Raw genomic sequence first — 16,305 nt, 5'->3', positions numbered from 1 at the left:
GAACGTTTTGGATTAAACATCAATGCAAAAATAACATTCACACACGAATTTGAAACTTTTACGCGACATCATTTTTATTAAACGCCTTGTTTTATTGTCATTTGTTGGTATTCTGACATTTGTAGCTCCTGTTTTTGCCAGCCCTCAGCAGGTGACTCCGGTAAGGAGTAATACTAAAACTGCGCCTCTAGGGAAACCCAATAAAACTACAGCAATACCTGATGATGTCAAAAATGGCCCCATCAGTAGCAATAATAAAACTGCGCCGGCAAAGGGTAGTCCGCAGGATACCGCCAAAACCAGCGATAAACTCGAATATTCGGCAAAAGACTCTACCAAGGTAAATAAGAAGGATGGTACCGTATATCTATATGGTAGGGCCAGGGTGATTTATCAAGGTCTGGAACTTGACGCCGATTACATTACTTATAACGACAAAACCAAGAACATTTTCGCCAGCGGCGTTAAAAATTCTAAAGGTAAGTATGTGGGGAGACCCATTTTTAAGATGCCCGGACAAGGGAATTCTATTGCCGATTCCTTACGATACAATACCGAAACTGGTGCCGGAAAAATCTTTGGCGTTTTTACAGAGCAAGAAGGTGGATTTTTCTCCGGCGGGATTGCCAAGAAACAACCTGATGATGAGATTCACAGTAAAGGACAGCTTTATAGTACCTGTAATTTGCCGCATCCCCATTTTGGAATCCACATCACCAAGGGGATTGTGACCGAAAAGCAAATTATTACTGGTCCGGTGTATCTAGAAATAGAGGATATTCCATTGCCATTAGGTTTGCCTTTTGCCTTCTTTCCAAAACCGAATAAGAAATCTTCAGGGTTCATCTTACCCTCTCCTGGGGAGGATTATACCCGTGGGTTTTTCTTAAGAGAAGGTGGATATTATATTGGTCTTAATGATTATTGGGATGCTAAAATATTAGGAACGATCTATACCCGGGGTTCTCACCAACTAGACCTGACTTCTAACTATACCAAAAGATATAAGTACAATGGAAATGTCGCTTTAACTTATGGAAGTAACCGTTACGGAATTGAAGGAACACCTGGATATGCGCCGGTAAAAGACTTTAGTGTGCGTTGGTCTCATAGCCAGAATGCCAATGCAAATCCGGGGAGTACTTTTTCTGCCAGTGTAAACATTGCCAGTCGGGGATTTAACAAGCGTACCGCAGTGGGAGGATATTATGATCCTACCCAGTTATCGTCGAATAACTTAAACTCTTCGATCAGTTATTCTAAAATGCTTTTTGACGGCTTGTTTAACCTGTCCATGGCAGCCAGGGTAGATCAGGATATCTCCAGAGGGACTACTACACTACAATTGCCGGATATGAATTTGGGAATGACCAGAAACATTTATCCTTTTGCTTCAAAAAATACTATAGGTGATCCGAAATGGTATGAAAAGATTTCAGTGGGTTATACGATGCAAAGTTCTAACACCGTAACTGCTGGAGATAGTATTTTGTTCAAAAAAGACATTTTGAATAAATTCAGGAATGGGGTTCAGCATAATATTCCCATCGCCATGAACTTTAACGTGCTGAAATACTTTAATTTTAACACCAGTATCAATTATACAGAACGTTGGCATTTCCAGTCGATCAGAAAAACATTTTTGAGGCAAACGGCAGGTACGCCGGATTTGGTGAAAATAGACACTATACCAGGATTTAACCGATATGGTACCTATACCGTAGGAGGTGGTGTGACGACTAAAATCTATTCTACCGCACAATTTAAGAATTTGGGCAGGCTGAAAGCACTGAGACATGTGATGACGCCCAGTGTGAGTTTTGGCTATACACCTAATTTTGCAGATCCTAAATATGGTAATTATTTGCCGGCATTATATGGGGGGAATCCAAACGATCCTGTGAGAGATCAGAAAGGTGATCCAGTTTATTATGCTAAGCAAGAAGGTTTATTATATGGCCCTCCGGGAACCGGAAGTTCAGCGAATATCAGTTTTGGGATCCAGAATAATGTGGAAGCAAAGGTTTTGGTACCTAATGATACGACTGGAAAAGGTGAAAAGAAAGTACCGATCATCAATAACTTATCCATCACCTCTTCCTATAACCTCTTGGCAAAAAGTTTTAAACTGTCTCCTTTTAATGTTTCAGGAAGTACACCTTTTTCTGATAAGTTTCAGGTGAATTATCAAGCGGTATTGAATCCTTATGTTGTTGGGGACTCTATTAATAAATTTAATGGCAATAGAGATTATTTTCTGTTGGATAAATATACCTGGCAAAGAGGAAGAGCGCCACGCGTAACTTCCTTTGGTTTCTCTTTTGATTACAGTTTGAATCCGGAAGCTTTAAAGCGTAGAAATGATACGGAGCAAGACCGTAAGATGGATGCCATTCAAAAAGGACTTACTCCGGAGCAATCGGAGGCCCTGGCAAAAGTAAGCAGAGACCCGAATGCCTTTGTCGACTTTAACATTCCATGGAACTTTGCCTTCCGATATAGTTTCGACTACAGTACTGATGCGGTAGGTAGAAATAGAAGAATCACCAACAGTTTGTCTTTTAATGGAGATGCCAATATCACCCCTAAATGGAAGGTGACCTTCGACTCCGGATGGAACTTTGAAACCAATAGTTTTGCAATTACCAGGTTTGGAATCTATCGCGATTTACATTGCTGGGACATGAGTTTCAGTTGGATTCCTTTTGGAACACAACAAATGTATTCCGTAGATATTAAAGTAAAAGCTTCGGTATTACAAGATCTGAAATTGAGTAAAAGAAAGAACTACTACACGAGATATTAAACCCCTTAATATGCTGGCAGAAATTATTACCATAGGAGATGAAATTCTTATCGGTCAGATTGTGGATACGAATTCCGCCTGGATGGCCAAACAGCTGAACCAGATTGGGATGAAAGTGAAACAGATTACCTCTGTTTCCGATGATGCCGAGCACATTATGGAGGCGCTTCGGTTGGCCGAAAGTCGGGCGGATGTGATCTTAATGACCGGCGGATTGGGGCCTACCAAAGACGACATTACCAAGGTTACCCTCGCGAAATATTTCCATATGGGTTTCCGCAGAGATGAAGAAACCCTAAATCACGTGACCGAGATTTTTGCCCGTGTGAACCGGCCAATGATCGAACTCAACAGGAAGCAAGCAGATGTGCCCGATGGTTGTACCGTCATTAAGAATAAAAACGGAACCGCGCCTTGTATGTGGTTTGAAGAACGCGGAAAGATCTTTGTATCTATGCCAGGCGTTCCTTTCGAAATGATGTACCTGATGGATGATGAAATCATTCCAAGGATCAAAGCTGCATTTAAACTACCTGTCATTTACCATAAAACCATCCTGACTTCCGGTATTGGGGAATCCTTCCTCGCGATGGAGATTGAAGCTATAGAAAACAGTTTACCCGAAAGCATTAAATTGGCCTACCTGCCAAAATTGGGACAGGTGCGTTTGCGCTTGAGTACAACCGGAGCAGAGGAAGCGCCACTCAAAGCGGCAGTAGATTTTTATGCACAGCAGATCATTGCCAGAATAAAAACTCATGTGGTAGCAGAAGAAGATATTGCTTTGGAAAAGGCCATTCTGAACTTCATGGAAGAAAGAAAATTGACCCTTTCAACCGCAGAAAGTTGTACCGGCGGATACATTGCCCACCTGATTACCCAACATCCCGGATGTTCTTCTGTATATGAGGGTGGTGCGGTTACCTATTCCTACGACCTTAAGATGTCATTGCTTGGTGTTAAAGCCGAAACATTGGCCAATTATGGCGCGGTTAGTGAAGAAACGGTAAAAGAAATGGCTTTAGGTGCAATTAAAAATTTTAAAACAGACTATGCTGTCGCCGTAAGCGGGATCGCTGGTCCGGATGGGGGAATGCCAGATAAACCGGTTGGAACTGTCTGGATTGCAGTAGCTCATGCCAAAGGAGTCGTGTCAAAAGTTTTTAACTTCGGCAACAAAAGAACACAGAATATTGAGCGCTCAGCAGCAGCAGCCTTATCAATGATTTTGAATGAACTCAGGCAACATGAGGATTAAGTGTCCGAAATACTTTACTTTTGTACCTGTTACCAATTAGAAAATAAAAAATGGCTCAATACGAATTATTGTTACCTAAAATGGGGGAGAGCGTTGCAGAAGCAACCATTATCAAATGGCTTAAACAACCAGGTGATGTGATAGAATTGGACGATACGATTTTAGAAATAGCAACGGATAAGGTGGATTCTGAAGTTCCATCACCAATCGCCGGTAAGTTAATTAAGCAGTTATTTAAGGAAGATGAAGTAGTTCAGGTAGGTGCAGTTATTGCCATTATCGAAACAGATGTTCATGCAGCAGCTACACCAGCAGCAGCAAGTGTTGTGGAAACTGTGGTACCACAAGATCAAGCTGAGGCCATTTTAGCGGAAATTCCGGGAACAGCGCAACTGTTGTCAAATGATAAACAGGAAGAAGCGGGTACAGCAAGCTCAGATCGTTTTTATTCTCCATTGGTGAAGAACATTGCAGCCCAGGAAAATATTGAACTGACGGAGCTGGATCGCATCACAGGAACAGGAGCAGAAGGCCGCTTAACAAAAGACGATCTTTTAAATTATATACAACAAAAAGCCGGTGGTACAGCACATCAAACACCAACAGCTTCGGCAAATACAACAGCAGCAGTAAAAGCCAGTCAGCCAGCTGCAAAAGCAGCACCAGCGGTCAGTGTAAGTGGTGGTGATGAAATCATTGAGATGGACAGGATGCGTAGACTGATTGCCGATCATATGGTGATGAGCGTGCAAAATGCCCCACACGTGACTTCCTTCGTAGAAGCTGATGTGACCAATATGGTGATGTGGCGCGAGAAAGTGAAACGTAACTTTGAGAAACGTGAAAATGAAAAGATCACCTTTACGCCGATCTTTATTGAAGCGGTGACCAAAGCCATCAAAGATTTTCCAATGATCAATGTATCCGTTAATGGAACGCAGATCATCAAAAAAAGAGACATCAATATCGGGATGGCAGCAGCATTGCCAAGTGGCAACCTCATTGTGCCTGTCATCAAAAATGCAGATCAAATGAACCTTTTGGGTTTAACGAAATCTGTCAATGACCTGGCTGTACGTGCACGTAATTCTAAATTGAAACCAGACGAAACCCAAGGTGGTACATTCACCCTGACCAACGTAGGTTCTTTTGGAAACGTGATGGGAACACCGATTATTAACCAACCTCAGGTAGCTATTTTAGCGGTAGGTGCCATTAAAAAGAAGCCAGCAGTATTGGAAACAGAATATGGTGATGTGATTGCGATCCGTCACATGATGTTCCTTTCTCTGTCTTACGACCATAGGGTGGTAGATGGTTCATTAGGTGGATCATTTGTACGCCGCGTGGCTGATTACCTGGAAAACTGGGACGTCAACAGAGAGATTTAAACAAAAGAACGCAAGGAATATAAAAAGTTTGTTTTAGCAGCGCTTTAACGAAAAAGGCCCCGAAAAATTCGGGGCCTTTTTACGGTCAAAACAAAAAAACTAGTTAAAAAACACTTCTTCTTCAGTTACTGTTTGTACCTGTTGTTCCGTGTAAGTATATCTTCCGGTATGGGCAATGAATACATCTTCTTGCTCCAATATACTGCGGTTTTCCAATAAGGTTTTCAAGCTGATGCTACCGATTACATATTTGTAATCCTGACGTGAAAAGCGCTCCACAATGTTCTCAACCTTCAACTGATCCAGTGTATCTTCATTTGAATAACGCAGATACACTTCGATGTTTACATTGTCGGTATGAATTAAACCATTTTGCTGATGGAATTTTTTATACTCATAGCGATAATCATATCTTAAGGCTGCAATGTCGGAAAGTACTGCAGCACCTGTTGGGTGGCCACCAGCGCCTTTGCCGAAAAAGAACTGCTTGTCAGCGAAAGCTGCCTGAACAGTTACGCCATTATATTCATTTTCTACATTGAAAAGGAAATCATCAGATTTCACAAACTTTGGCAATACATAAGTAACGACTTGTTTTGTGCTGATTTTACGCGCTGTAGGAACCAGTTTAATCTTAAAGTTTTTCTCTTTTGCATACCTGATGTCATCATCATTCAGGTTTTGAATGCCTACATTCAGGATGTCGTCAGGGTTGATGAACAGACCATAAGCATGTGCCGTAGCGATGGCTAGTTTGAACTTCGGATCGTAACCACCAACATCCATAATTGGATTGGTTTCTGCGAAACCCAGGTCTTGTGCTTGTTTCAGAGCCACCCCATATTCCATATTTTCATTGAAAATTTTGGAAAGAATATAGTTCGAAGAACCGTTGAAGATTCCGCTGATGCCATGTAGCAATTCATTGTTGTAGTATTCTTCCAGGTTTCTAATGATTGGAATACTTCCGCATACAGCAGCTTCATAAAGTAAAGATGCGCCATATTTTTCCTGTAGTTCTACCAGTTCAGCAAGGTGATTGGCAATCATTTTTTTATTGGCGGAAACCACATTTTTACCGCTGATTAATGCGCGTTTTGTAATGGTATAAGCGGCTTCGGCATCATCGATCAATTCTACAATGGTATTGATTTCTTCGTTATTCAGGATTTCGTCGTGATCGGTAGTGAAGAGGTGCGCGTCTAAACTGCGTTTCTTTTCTGGATTTTTGATGGCGATTTTAATAATCTCCAGGTTTAGATCCTGACCACGGATAATATCGTGTAATCCCTGACCTACAACTCCAAATCCAAATAAACCAATTTTAAGTTTCTTGCTCATCTAAGTACTATGCTGTTTTATGTAATTTAATTATTTTCTTGTTTGTGCTTTCTTTAAGGAAGTTCCCGATCACATTGGTCAGGACATCCGTTTCAATAAGGAATCCATCATGACCATAAGCAGATTTTACACTGAAAAATTCTGCCTCAGGAATGTGTTTGCTCAGGAATTGTTGTTCAGAAATCGGGAACAATACATCGTTTTCTATCCCGATTACCAAAGTATTGGCTTTAATAGAAGCCAGGGCATCGGTAATGCTGCTTCTGTTTCTACCAACATTGTGGCTGTCCATCGCTTTGCTCAGGTACCAGTAGCTATAGGCATTGAAGCGTTTGCAAAGCTTTTCACCTTGATAGTTTTGGTAAGAGGAAGCGCGGAAGGAATCTGTTTTTTCATTTACACTCTCCAGTTGAGTAGCGGTATAGGCATCATAACTGCGGTACGACAACAATGCGATGCTACGGGCAGTTTTTAGACCTTTTAGTCCACCATCCGGTTTATTTGCGTAGAAACTTCTATCGGAACTGATGGCTAAGCGCTGGCTTTCATTGAAAGCGATTCCCCATGGGGAGTGTACTGCATTTGTGGCTACCAGAATCAGGTTTTGTATGGCTGAACTATCTTCAATAGCCCATTCTACGGCTTGCTGGCCACCTAATGATCCACCAATAAGTACTTTGATCTCTTCAATACCCAAATGCGCCGCTAATAAACGGTGTGCAGCGACCATATCCCGGATGGTTACTTCCGGGAAAGCCAGGTAGTAAGGTAATCCGGTGGTTGGATTTACACTTAGTGGATTGGTGCTGCCATAGTGGGAGCTCAATACATTGGCGCAAATGATGAAATGTTCTTCAGGATTAAACAGGTCATTGTTTCCAAACAGACCTTTCCACCAATCCAATACATCTGCATTGGCTGTCAGCGCGTGACAAGCCCAGATCACATTGTCTTTTTTGGCGTTTAATTTTCCATACGTCTGGTAAGCAAGCTCGATTTTGCGCAATTTCTTGCCGCTTTCAAGTTTGAAAACCTTAGTGTGGGTATATGTGGAGGTAGTACTCATTGTGATGCTTTGGTATAAGGTTATTATTTTGTGGAGATGATGGCAAATGCCTGTTCAAAATCCGCTTTGATATCGTCAATGTGCTCGATGCCTACAGAAACGCGCAATAAGTTCGGCGTCACACCTGCAGCGCGTTGTTCCGCTTCGTTTAACTGTTGGTGAGTGGTGGCAGATGGCTGAATAATCAGGGTTTTCGCGTCCCCAACATTGGCCAAATGGCTAACCAGTTTCAAGGAATCCACTAAAGTAGTGGCTTGACTTTTCTCTCCATGAAGTTCAAAAGAAAGCACGGCACCGAAACCATTTTGCAGGTATTTCTTTGCGTTGGCATGGTATGGGCTGCTTTCCAAACCTGGGTAGTTCACTTTTTTAACTGCTTCATGATTTTCTAACCAGGTGGCTAATGCCAAAGCATTGTCTACATGGCGTTGTACACGAAGGGAAAGTGTTTCTAATCCCTGGATCAACAAAAAGGAGTTGAAAGGGGAGAGTGCCGGACCGAAATCTCTAAGGCCTTCTACACGGGCACGGATGGCAAACTGTATGTTGCCAAATGGGCCACCAATACCAAAAACATCATTAAATACCAGTCCATTGTATCCTTCCGAAGGTTCTGTAAATTGTTTGAATTTACCATTCCCCCAGTTGTAATTTCCACCGTCAACGATTACGCCACCAACACTGGTACCATGGCCGCCGATCCATTTGGTAGCCGATTGAACGACAATATGTGCACCGTGCTCCAATGGACGGAATAAATAACCTGCTGCACCGAAGGTATTGTCTACAATTAATGGCAGGCCATGTTTGTTGGCAATGGCTGATATTTTTTCAAAGTCAGCAATGCTGAACGATGGATTACCAATACTTTCTAAATAGATTGCTTTGGTATTCGTATCGATTTTTGCTTCAAAATCTGAGGCATCATCACCATTTGCAAATTTCACTTCAATGCCTAAGCGTTTGAAAGCTACTTTGAACTGGTTGTAAGAACCACCATATAAATGTGAGGAAGACACAAAATTATCTCCGGCTTCCAGGATATTGTTTAATGCAATGAATTGAGCTGCCATTCCAGAGCCTACTGCCACTGCTGCTACACCACCTTCTAATGCCGCCACACGTTTCTCAAAAACGTCCGTCGTAGGGTTCATGATGCGGGTATATATGTTACCGAATTCTTTTAAAGCGAACAGGTTAGCGCCATGCTCAGAGCTTTTGAATCCATAAGAAGTAGTCTGGTATATAGGTACTGCTCTTGAGCCTGTTGTTGGATCAATTTCCTGACCTGCGTGTATCTGAAGGGTTTCGAATTTATGGTTGGTTGACATGTGTTTTCTTTTAAGTGGTTGATATCTAGGTTTTTTGTGGCTTTCCGATCCTGAATAAAAAACAGGATTGGATATAGGGGTATAGCGTACCTCGATGGAGGCCTTCCGGATGGATCAAGAATGCAAAAGGAAGATTTTTGAATTTATCGCATGCAACAGCACATACACATTGTACGCTGCTTACCACAATAATTAAAAGAATCGGATGTAATTTTTACTGTTTTCATTATCTTAATTTATCTTTCCAGAACGCACCATGCGAACCGGTCAGGAATTGGCACCTTCTCCATTTTGGGAGGGTTGCCAGTGGGTCAAAGAGCCTGTCTCTCGCCACTTCTTTATAAATCAAAACCAGCATTTAAGGAGGTGATGACTTGAATAGCTTTCGCTAAGAATAATCCAAATGTAAAGCTAAGTCACAAAATAACCAAAATATAATTCTGGTTATTTTGTAATCAACTGAAATACAGTAATATAAAATGAGATTTAACTGCTGTTTATTTAGTGTAGCATTGTATTTCTAACCTAAAGCTTGCTTGAAATCTTCGATTAGATCATCTATGTGTTCTAGTCCAACGGAGATCCGAATTAAATTTTGCGGCGTCTTCGTGTCCGGGCCTTCTACAGAAGCGCGGTGTTCAATCAGGCTTTCTACGCCACCAAGACTGGTTGCTTGCGCGAACAGTTTAACGGTGTTGACTACCCTTCGCGCTTCCTCAGCACCTCCATGTACTAAAATGGACAACATACCGCCAAAACCACTCATTTGTTGTTTTGCGATTTCATGTTGTGGATGTGCTGGTAATCCAGGATAATATACGGCTTCTACTTTAGGATGTTTTTCCAGGTAAGCTGCCAATGCCATCCCATTTTCGCAATGGCCACGCATGCGGTAAGGTAGGGTTTTAATACTTCTTAATAATAGATAGCAATCGAATGGGGAAGGTACTGCACCACCTATCTGTTGGATATTTCTAACTTTTTCCCAGAAAGGGGTCATTTTGGCTGTGATTAGCGCGCCTCCCAGCACATCACTATGTCCGCCGATATATTTAGTAGACGAATGCATGACGATATCTGCGCCTAAGGCAATCGGATTTTGTAAACAAGGAGAAGCAAAGGTGCTGTCGCATGCCAGTAAAAGGTTGTGCTTTTTAGCGATTGCGGAAATAGCCAGCAGGTCTGTGATCTTTAGTAATGGGTTTGAAGGTGTTTCTACCCAGATCATCACCGTATTTTCTTTAATATAGGAAGCGATCCCGGTAACATCAGTCAGGTCAATAAAATCAATGGTTAAAGTGTCTGCAAAGATCGATTGCAATTGCTTTTTAAAGCCCCAATACATATCATCAGGTGCGATAATGTGGCTACCAGGAGCTAAGGCCTGAAAAAGGGACATTCCTGCGGTGTTTCCTGAAGAAAATGCACAGGCATCTGCGCCATTTTCCAAATCAGTCAATACCTTTTCTAAAGAAGCGCGGTTTGGGTTACTGACACGGCTGTACATGTGTCCGCCAGAATAGCCACCATCTTCATCTCTAAAAAAGGTTGTGGACAAATTAATAGGCGGTGTGACATCACCTGTGGTTGATTTATACAAATTTCCGGAATGTATAGCTAAAGTTTCTGGTTTCATTTTCAGGAGGATAAATAGTTAATCAGGGATTTGAATCCCACAATGCTAAAGGTAAAAATTATTCTGTTGAAGTTTTGGCAAGATTTATGTAATTGAAAGGTCATTGTAGCTTATATGGTAAAAAGGACATTTTTGTCAGCCACTGTTACAATGGAGAGAAGAAATTAAACAAATAAAAAAAACAGATTGATATGAAAAGAATATTCCTGATCGCAGCCATTTTATGCAGTTCATTAATGGTATTGCAAAGTTGCTCTCCAAAAGGAGGAGCGGGTACCGAAGTTGTTAAGAGAGGTGATGTGACTGGTACATGGGTATTGAATGATATCACTTATGAAGGTATTCCTGAGGCTTCTGTAAAATCATTATTTGGCGAAGCGGCTCCTACATGCTTTGTAGGTGGTACCTGGAGATTAACAAACAGCGGTAACGGAAATTATAGCTTACCAGGTGGTGGCAATTGCGCAGCAAGAACACAGTCGATTTATTGGTCTGCAAGTGTACCTGATCAGACTTTCCAGTTTAAAAAGATATATGAAGGCGATAAAGCTAAAAACGTAACTGAAGGTTACCGTTTAGTACTTTCTACCGCTTCAAAAGAAACATTGGTGATCAAATCACCAGTAGAATATGGTAATTCAACGGCTTACATTGTATTACATTTCGCAAAGGCAGTAAAATAAATTTTTGGTTAAATTTGGTTTAGGTTGAAGGGACTCGTGGTTGGGTCCCTTTTTTGTGCTTAAAAAAGCCTAATTTTGCGGCATTAAGGGAATACTATGATGTCAGACCTGATTATACTCTGTATAGTCTCATTTTTTGCCGGTTTTATAGATGCGATTGTTGGTGGAGGTGGATTGTTGCAAACGCCGGCCATTATGATTGTGCTACCTCAGTATTCCGTGGCTACACTTTTTGGAACCACAAAAATCCCTTCTCTTTCCGGAACAGCTTTCGCCGCATGGAAGTATTCGCAAAATGTAAAATTGAACTGGCCATTACTCATTTACATTGCATTGGCTGCATTTATAGGGGCAGTGTTGGGTGCGCATAGCATTACGCTGATCGACAATACCATTGTTAAACCCATTGTTTTTGCCATCCTCATCCTGGTGGCCGTTTATACTTATTTCAATAAAAAATTCGGGGTTCATCAGGAAAAGGAGCATTCGGTATTGCAGCAAGTTCTGATCGGGCTGTTGTTTGGATTTGTCATCGGTTTTTATGATGGCTTAATTGGCCCGGGCACAGGCACCTTTTTTATCCTGGCATTCATTGCCTTAATGGGATATGACTTTTTACATGCTAGTGCCAGTGCAAAGCTGATCAATATGGCAACGAATATTGCTGCCATTTGCTATTTTGGAAGCACCGGACATATCCTTTATGAATTTGCCATTCCGATGGCTTTTTGCAACGTAGGAGGATCCTTTCTAGGAACTAAACTGGCCCTGTTAAAAGGCAATAAATTTATACGCATCTTTTTTTTACTGGTAGTTTTCGGGACGATCCTGAGGTTTGCTTATGATATTTTTATCAAAGCATAATTGTTGTTTTATGGTGTTGAGGATTGTTTATGAAGCGCTCAATACCCAATTGATATTTAATGAAGAAGAATAAAATTTTTGTATTTGCGATTTTGATTTTTGGCTTGTTGATTGCTGTTTTCGCCTTTGGCTTGTCGACCATTAAGACAGATGTTGCAGTAAGAAGACCGGTTAATTTTCCAGCAATTGTGCAGCAAGGACCTGCTTTAACCGTAGAAGGAGTCACACTGGGCCAAAAGTTGTTTGATGATGCCCTGCTTTCTAAAAATGGAAAAGTAGCTTGTGCTTCTTGCCACAATCAAACGGATGGCTATGCCAGTAAAGGAATAAAAATCAATCCAGGCGTAAATGAAGCTATTATGGGTACAAAAAATACCCCTGCTTTAATGAATTTACAATGGAAGACTTCTTTTTTTAGAGATGGCAGAGCAACGCATTTGCGCAGTACTGCGATTAACGCTTTAACCAGTCCGGCAGAAATGGGAGAAACCATGGAGAACGTGGTGAAAAAACTGAATGCTTCCCCAATTTATAAGCATTATTTTAAGTCGGTTTTAGGCGTAGACACCATCAAAGAAAGCGACATGACCGGGGTGATCGAACAGTATTTATTGTCGCTGGTCTCCGCAAATTCACGATATGATAAACTGGTCGTGAAGCAGGAAAATACTTTTACACCCGCTGAGTTGGATGGTATGAAGCTTTTCAAAGAGAAATGTGCGACCTGTCATTCCGGAGATTTGTTCAGTGATGAGTCTTTAAGGAATATTGGTACGGCTACCGCCAATGATCCGGTGCAGAAATTTAAAGTACCTTCCTTAAGAAATATTGAGGTAACCGCTCCATACTTTCATGATGGTCGTTTCCAGACCCTGGAAGAAGTGATGCAGCATTATGCGACTGGTGTACAGGAGGAAAAGCATTTAGATCCTTTGATGAAAACCAATGGGAAGGCTGGTATTCCCTTAACTGATCAGGAGCAGAAAAAGGTAATCGCCTTTTTGAAGACCTTAACTGACCATGCTTTTATCAATAAAATGACGCTTCAGTAGTGCGCTTGTGTTTTCTACTGCTAGGGCTTTGCTAGGGCCAGTGTAGGGCTGATTGCCGGCTTTGATATACCCGAAAGCCTTAGCGGAATCCTACATAAGCCGGCCCGATGCCTTTTCATTACTAAGCTACATCAAATTACTTCCAATTGTGTTCCGGGGATTTACTAAAGCTCCGGACTGCTCTTTTACATAATGCTGACAGCTAAAACCTGTTTAAAAAACGGGTTTATGATGATTTTATACTACTTTTGTTTGTCAGCAGGCCATTCTTTATATGCGCCTGTCTTTTTACATTTGTACCATTATCTCATTATACATGGATGCTAATTCAAAGCTGTCTTTAGTGCTGAACGACAATGATTTGTCTGCCGAACTTAAAGCGATCGCAAATAAAGTACAGAATCAGGAAAGAATCACCTTCGATGAAGGCGTATATCTTTATAAACATGCCGAACTAGGCTATTTAGGTGTTTTAGCCAATTATATCAGGGAGCAAAAACACGGTGATAAAACTTATTTTAACCGAAATTTCCATATTGAGCCGACCAATGTTTGCGTATACGACTGCAAATTTTGTTCTTATTCCCGTTTAATCAAACAACGGGAAGAAGGATGGGAGATGAGCGTAGAAGGAATGATGGATGTGCTGAAGAAATATGACAACGAGCCGGTTACTGAGGTTCATGTGACTGGTGGGGTAGTGCCAAAGCAAAATCTGGAATTCTACAGTGACTTCTTTAGAAAAGCAAAAGCACACCGTCCGGATTTGCACATTAAAGCATTGACTCCGGTAGAGTATTTTTACATCTTTAAAAAGGCAAAACTGACGCATTATGAAGGGATGAAATATCTGCAGGAAGCTGGTCTGGATTCTATGCCAGGCGGTGGTGCGGAGATTTTTCACCCGGAAGTAAGAGAAAAAATTGCACACGATAAATGCAATGCAGAACAATGGTTGGATATTCATGAGCAAGCACATAAGCTAGGTATGAAAACCAATGCGACGATGCTTTACGGACATATAGAAGAATTCTGGCATCGGGTTGATCATATGGAGCGCCTGCGTCAGCAACAAGATAAATCTGGAGGTTTTCAAGCCTTTATTCCATTGAAATTCAGAAATCAGAACAACCAAATGGACCATGTGCCAGAAGTTTCTGTCATTGAAGATTTAAGGAATTATGCCATTGCCAGGATTTACCTGGATAATTTTGACCATATCAAAGCCTACTGGGCGATGATTAGCCGTCAGACGGCACAGCTTTCACTCAACTTTGGGGTGGATGACATTGATGGTACCTTAGATGATACCACCAAAATTTATTCTATGGCGGGAGCTGAAGAGCAGCATCCGGCAATGAACACAGAAGAATTGGTGAACCTGATCAAACAAGTGAACCGTAAACCGATAGAAAGAGATACGCTTTACAATGTGGTAACCGATTATACGGACTTCGTATTTGAGGGAGAAGCGAAACCACAGTATTATAAATTACCGGTCATCAATTAATGGGGAAAGAACTATACATCATCAGACATGGTGAAACCGATTTAAATAAACAGGGAATTGTTCAGGGAAGAGGGATCAACAGCGATCTTAATGATACCGGAAGGGCTCAGGCAGCCGCATTTTATGCTACTTATCAGGATGTCCCTTTCGATAAAGTATACACTTCTACTTTAAAACGTACACATCAAACGGTTAAAGGTTTTATCGATGCAGGCTTACCTTGGGAGCAGTTGTCCGGTTTGGATGAGCTGGCCTGGGGTGTTTGGGAAGGTAAAGCGAATGATGAACACGCCATTGCTGCATTTAAAGGCATGATGGAAAAGTGGCAGTCGGGAGATTTCGATAGTCATTTTGAAGGTGGCGAAAGTCCAAATCAAGTGAAGACCCGTCTTCAGGAGGCTTTGGAGGTAATTGTTAAGGCGCCAAATGAGAAAAAGGTGTTGATCTGTATGCACGGCCGTGCCATGAGGTTATTCCTTTGCATACTAACCGGCAAACCTTTAAGCGAGATGACCGAATTCCCTCATCAGAATACGACGCTCTATAAAGTCGACTTGAACGATGGTCAGTTTACGATCATGGAGTTCAATAATACTGATCATTTAAAATTATTTCCAATTGACTAAGATTAAAATTTCCGCAGTTTCTTATACCAATACCAAGCCCTTTATGTATGGTATTGAGCATTCAGAACTGATCAATAAAATAGATTTAAGTTTAGATATCCCTACGGATTGTGCTGCAAAATTGATTAGTAATCAAGTGGACATTGGTTTGATTCCCGTTGCGGCAATTCCTCTGGTACCCAATGCAAATATTGTTGCCGATTATTGTATCGGCTCGGTAGGTGCGGTAAATTCCGTGTTTGTGTTTAGCAGTGTGCCTTTCTCGGAGATTAAAACGGTAAAGTTGGACAGCCATTCCCGCACTTCCAATAACCTCGCTAAAGTCTTGTTGAAATTCCATTGGAAACAATCAGTGACTTTTACCACTGACCCAGCGGCACAAACGGATGCAATGGTCTTAATTGGCGACCGTACCTTCGGTAAAAAATCCGACTATGCCTATGCCTATGACTTGGGTGAAGAGTGGATGAATTTTACTGGTTTACCATTTGTTTATGCAGCATGGGTTGCCAATAAAACAATTCCAGAGGCATTTATTGCAGAATTTAACCAGGCCTTAGCCTTTGGTCTTGCTCATCGTGGGGAATTGTTAAAGGAATTACCCGAAATCGCAAACTTTGATATGGAAGATTACCTATGTCATAAACTGGATTTTGAGTTGACCGATAAAAAACGTGAAGCATTGAACTTGTTCTTATCGTACATAGAACAATTGTAAAATTTATAGTTTTCAACAAAGCC

At 41.4% G+C, this 16,305-nt stretch carries 13 protein-coding genes and 1 riboswitch; of the genes, 9 read left to right on the top strand and 4 right to left on the bottom strand.

Going from position 1 to position 16,305, the window contains the following annotated elements:
* Positions 1–49: 49 nt before the first annotated feature.
* The 3 genes from GM920_RS06380 to GM920_RS06370 are packed head-to-tail and all read left to right on the top strand — an operon-like array spanning position 50 to position 5,455.
* A complete protein-coding gene (locus tag GM920_RS06380; RefSeq protein WP_182954599.1) occupies positions 50–2,806 on the top strand; it encodes a putative LPS assembly protein LptD in 2,757 nt (918 codons plus the stop codon).
* A gap of 10 nt (positions 2,807–2,816) precedes the next feature.
* Complete coding sequence (locus GM920_RS06375; RefSeq protein WP_182954598.1) at positions 2,817–4,064, top strand: competence/damage-inducible protein A; 1,248 nt, start codon at positions 2,817–2,819, stop codon at positions 4,062–4,064.
* 50 nt (positions 4,065–4,114) lie between these two features.
* The gene (locus tag GM920_RS06370; protein ID WP_182954595.1) at positions 4,115–5,455 is read left to right on the top strand and encodes a dihydrolipoamide acetyltransferase family protein; all 1,341 of its coding nucleotides are present in this window, start codon (positions 4,115–4,117) and stop codon (positions 5,453–5,455) included.
* A gap of 99 nt (positions 5,456–5,554) precedes the next feature.
* On the opposite strand, the gene GM920_RS06365 is transcribed toward GM920_RS06370, so the two are convergent.
* The 4 genes from GM920_RS06365 to GM920_RS06350 all read right to left on the bottom strand — a co-directional run bounded on the left by GM920_RS06365 (position 5,555) and on the right by GM920_RS06350 (position 10,829).
* Positions 5,555–6,796: a homoserine dehydrogenase gene (locus GM920_RS06365; RefSeq protein ID WP_182954593.1), complete on the bottom strand. Its 1,242-nt coding sequence runs from the start codon at positions 6,794–6,796 to the stop codon at positions 5,555–5,557.
* Positions 6,797–6,803: 7 nt separating this feature from the next.
* Positions 6,804–7,862 carry a homoserine O-acetyltransferase family protein gene (locus GM920_RS06360; RefSeq protein WP_182954591.1) on the bottom strand — a complete coding sequence of 353 codons (1,059 nt, stop codon included), beginning with the start codon at positions 7,860–7,862 and terminating at the stop codon, positions 6,804–6,806.
* 23 nt (positions 7,863–7,885) lie between these two features.
* The gene (locus GM920_RS06355; RefSeq protein WP_182954589.1) at positions 7,886–9,193 is read right to left on the bottom strand and encodes an O-acetylhomoserine aminocarboxypropyltransferase/cysteine synthase family protein; all 1,308 of its coding nucleotides are present in this window, start codon (positions 9,191–9,193) and stop codon (positions 7,886–7,888) included.
* 233 nt (positions 9,194–9,426) lie between these two features.
* Positions 9,427–9,540, bottom strand: a riboswitch (SAM riboswitch).
* 173 nt (positions 9,541–9,713) lie between these two features.
* Positions 9,714–10,829, bottom strand: coding sequence for a trans-sulfuration enzyme family protein (locus tag GM920_RS06350; RefSeq protein WP_182954587.1), 1,116 nt, complete (start codon positions 10,827–10,829; stop codon positions 9,714–9,716).
* A 191-nt stretch (positions 10,830–11,020) separates the two neighbouring features.
* On the opposite strand from GM920_RS06350, the gene GM920_RS06345 reads away from it, so the two are divergent.
* From GM920_RS06345 to GM920_RS06320, 6 genes are all read left to right on the top strand, one after another.
* The gene (locus GM920_RS06345; RefSeq protein ID WP_182954584.1) at positions 11,021–11,512 is read left to right on the top strand and encodes a lipocalin family protein; all 492 of its coding nucleotides are present in this window, start codon (positions 11,021–11,023) and stop codon (positions 11,510–11,512) included.
* A 96-nt stretch (positions 11,513–11,608) separates the two neighbouring features.
* Complete coding sequence (locus GM920_RS06340) at positions 11,609–12,376, top strand: sulfite exporter TauE/SafE family protein (protein WP_182954582.1); 768 nt, start codon at positions 11,609–11,611, stop codon at positions 12,374–12,376.
* 59 nt (positions 12,377–12,435) lie between these two features.
* On the top strand, positions 12,436–13,428 hold the full coding sequence (locus tag GM920_RS06335; RefSeq protein WP_182954580.1) for a cytochrome-c peroxidase: 993 nt from the start codon (positions 12,436–12,438) through the stop codon (positions 13,426–13,428).
* Positions 13,429–13,744: 316 nt separating this feature from the next.
* Complete coding sequence (gene mqnE, locus GM920_RS06330) at positions 13,745–14,938, top strand: aminofutalosine synthase MqnE (protein ID WP_182954577.1); 1,194 nt, start codon at positions 13,745–13,747, stop codon at positions 14,936–14,938.
* A complete protein-coding gene (locus GM920_RS06325; RefSeq protein WP_182954575.1) occupies positions 14,938–15,564 on the top strand; it encodes a histidine phosphatase family protein in 627 nt (208 codons plus the stop codon). The genes mqnE and GM920_RS06325 overlap by 1 nt, the downstream gene beginning before the upstream one ends.
* Positions 15,557–16,282: a menaquinone biosynthetic enzyme MqnA/MqnD family protein gene (locus GM920_RS06320; protein ID WP_182954573.1), complete on the top strand. Its 726-nt coding sequence runs from the start codon at positions 15,557–15,559 to the stop codon at positions 16,280–16,282. The genes GM920_RS06325 and GM920_RS06320 overlap by 8 nt, the downstream gene beginning before the upstream one ends.
* The last annotated feature ends 23 nt before the right edge of the window (positions 16,283–16,305 follow it).

Source organism: Pedobacter gandavensis, assembly GCF_014172405.1.
In the GTDB taxonomy this organism is placed as follows: domain Bacteria; phylum Bacteroidota; class Bacteroidia; order Sphingobacteriales; family Sphingobacteriaceae; genus Pedobacter; species Pedobacter gandavensis.
This window is presented reverse-complemented; position numbering and strand designations above follow the sequence as displayed.

What these genes read in the sequence shown, in the direction of transcription:
- GM920_RS06340 (WP_182954582.1), top strand. Translation starts at nt 11,609, where the DNA reads ATGATGTCAGACCTGATTATACTCTGTATAGTCTCATTTTTTGCCGGT.
- GM920_RS06345 (WP_182954584.1), top strand. Translation starts at nt 11,021, where the DNA reads ATGAAAAGAATATTCCTGATCGCAGCCATTTTATGCAGTTCATTAATG.
- GM920_RS06370 (WP_182954595.1), top strand. Translation starts at nt 4,115, where the DNA reads ATGGCTCAATACGAATTATTGTTACCTAAAATGGGGGAGAGCGTTGCA.
- mqnE (WP_182954577.1), top strand. Translation starts at nt 13,745, where the DNA reads ATGGATGCTAATTCAAAGCTGTCTTTAGTGCTGAACGACAATGATTTG.
- GM920_RS06360 (WP_182954591.1), bottom strand. Translation starts at nt 7,862, where the DNA reads ATGAGTACTACCTCCACATATACCCACACTAAGGTTTTCAAACTTGAA.
- GM920_RS06365 (WP_182954593.1), bottom strand. Translation starts at nt 6,796, where the DNA reads ATGAGCAAGAAACTTAAAATTGGTTTATTTGGATTTGGAGTTGTAGGT.
- GM920_RS06355 (WP_182954589.1), bottom strand. Translation starts at nt 9,193, where the DNA reads ATGTCAACCAACCATAAATTCGAAACCCTTCAGATACACGCAGGTCAG.
- GM920_RS06335 (WP_182954580.1), top strand. Translation starts at nt 12,436, where the DNA reads ATGAAGAAGAATAAAATTTTTGTATTTGCGATTTTGATTTTTGGCTTG.
- GM920_RS06375 (WP_182954598.1), top strand. Translation starts at nt 2,817, where the DNA reads ATGCTGGCAGAAATTATTACCATAGGAGATGAAATTCTTATCGGTCAG.
- GM920_RS06350 (WP_182954587.1), bottom strand. Translation starts at nt 10,829, where the DNA reads ATGAAACCAGAAACTTTAGCTATACATTCCGGAAATTTGTATAAATCA.
- GM920_RS06325 (WP_182954575.1), top strand. Translation starts at nt 14,938, where the DNA reads ATGGGGAAAGAACTATACATCATCAGACATGGTGAAACCGATTTAAAT.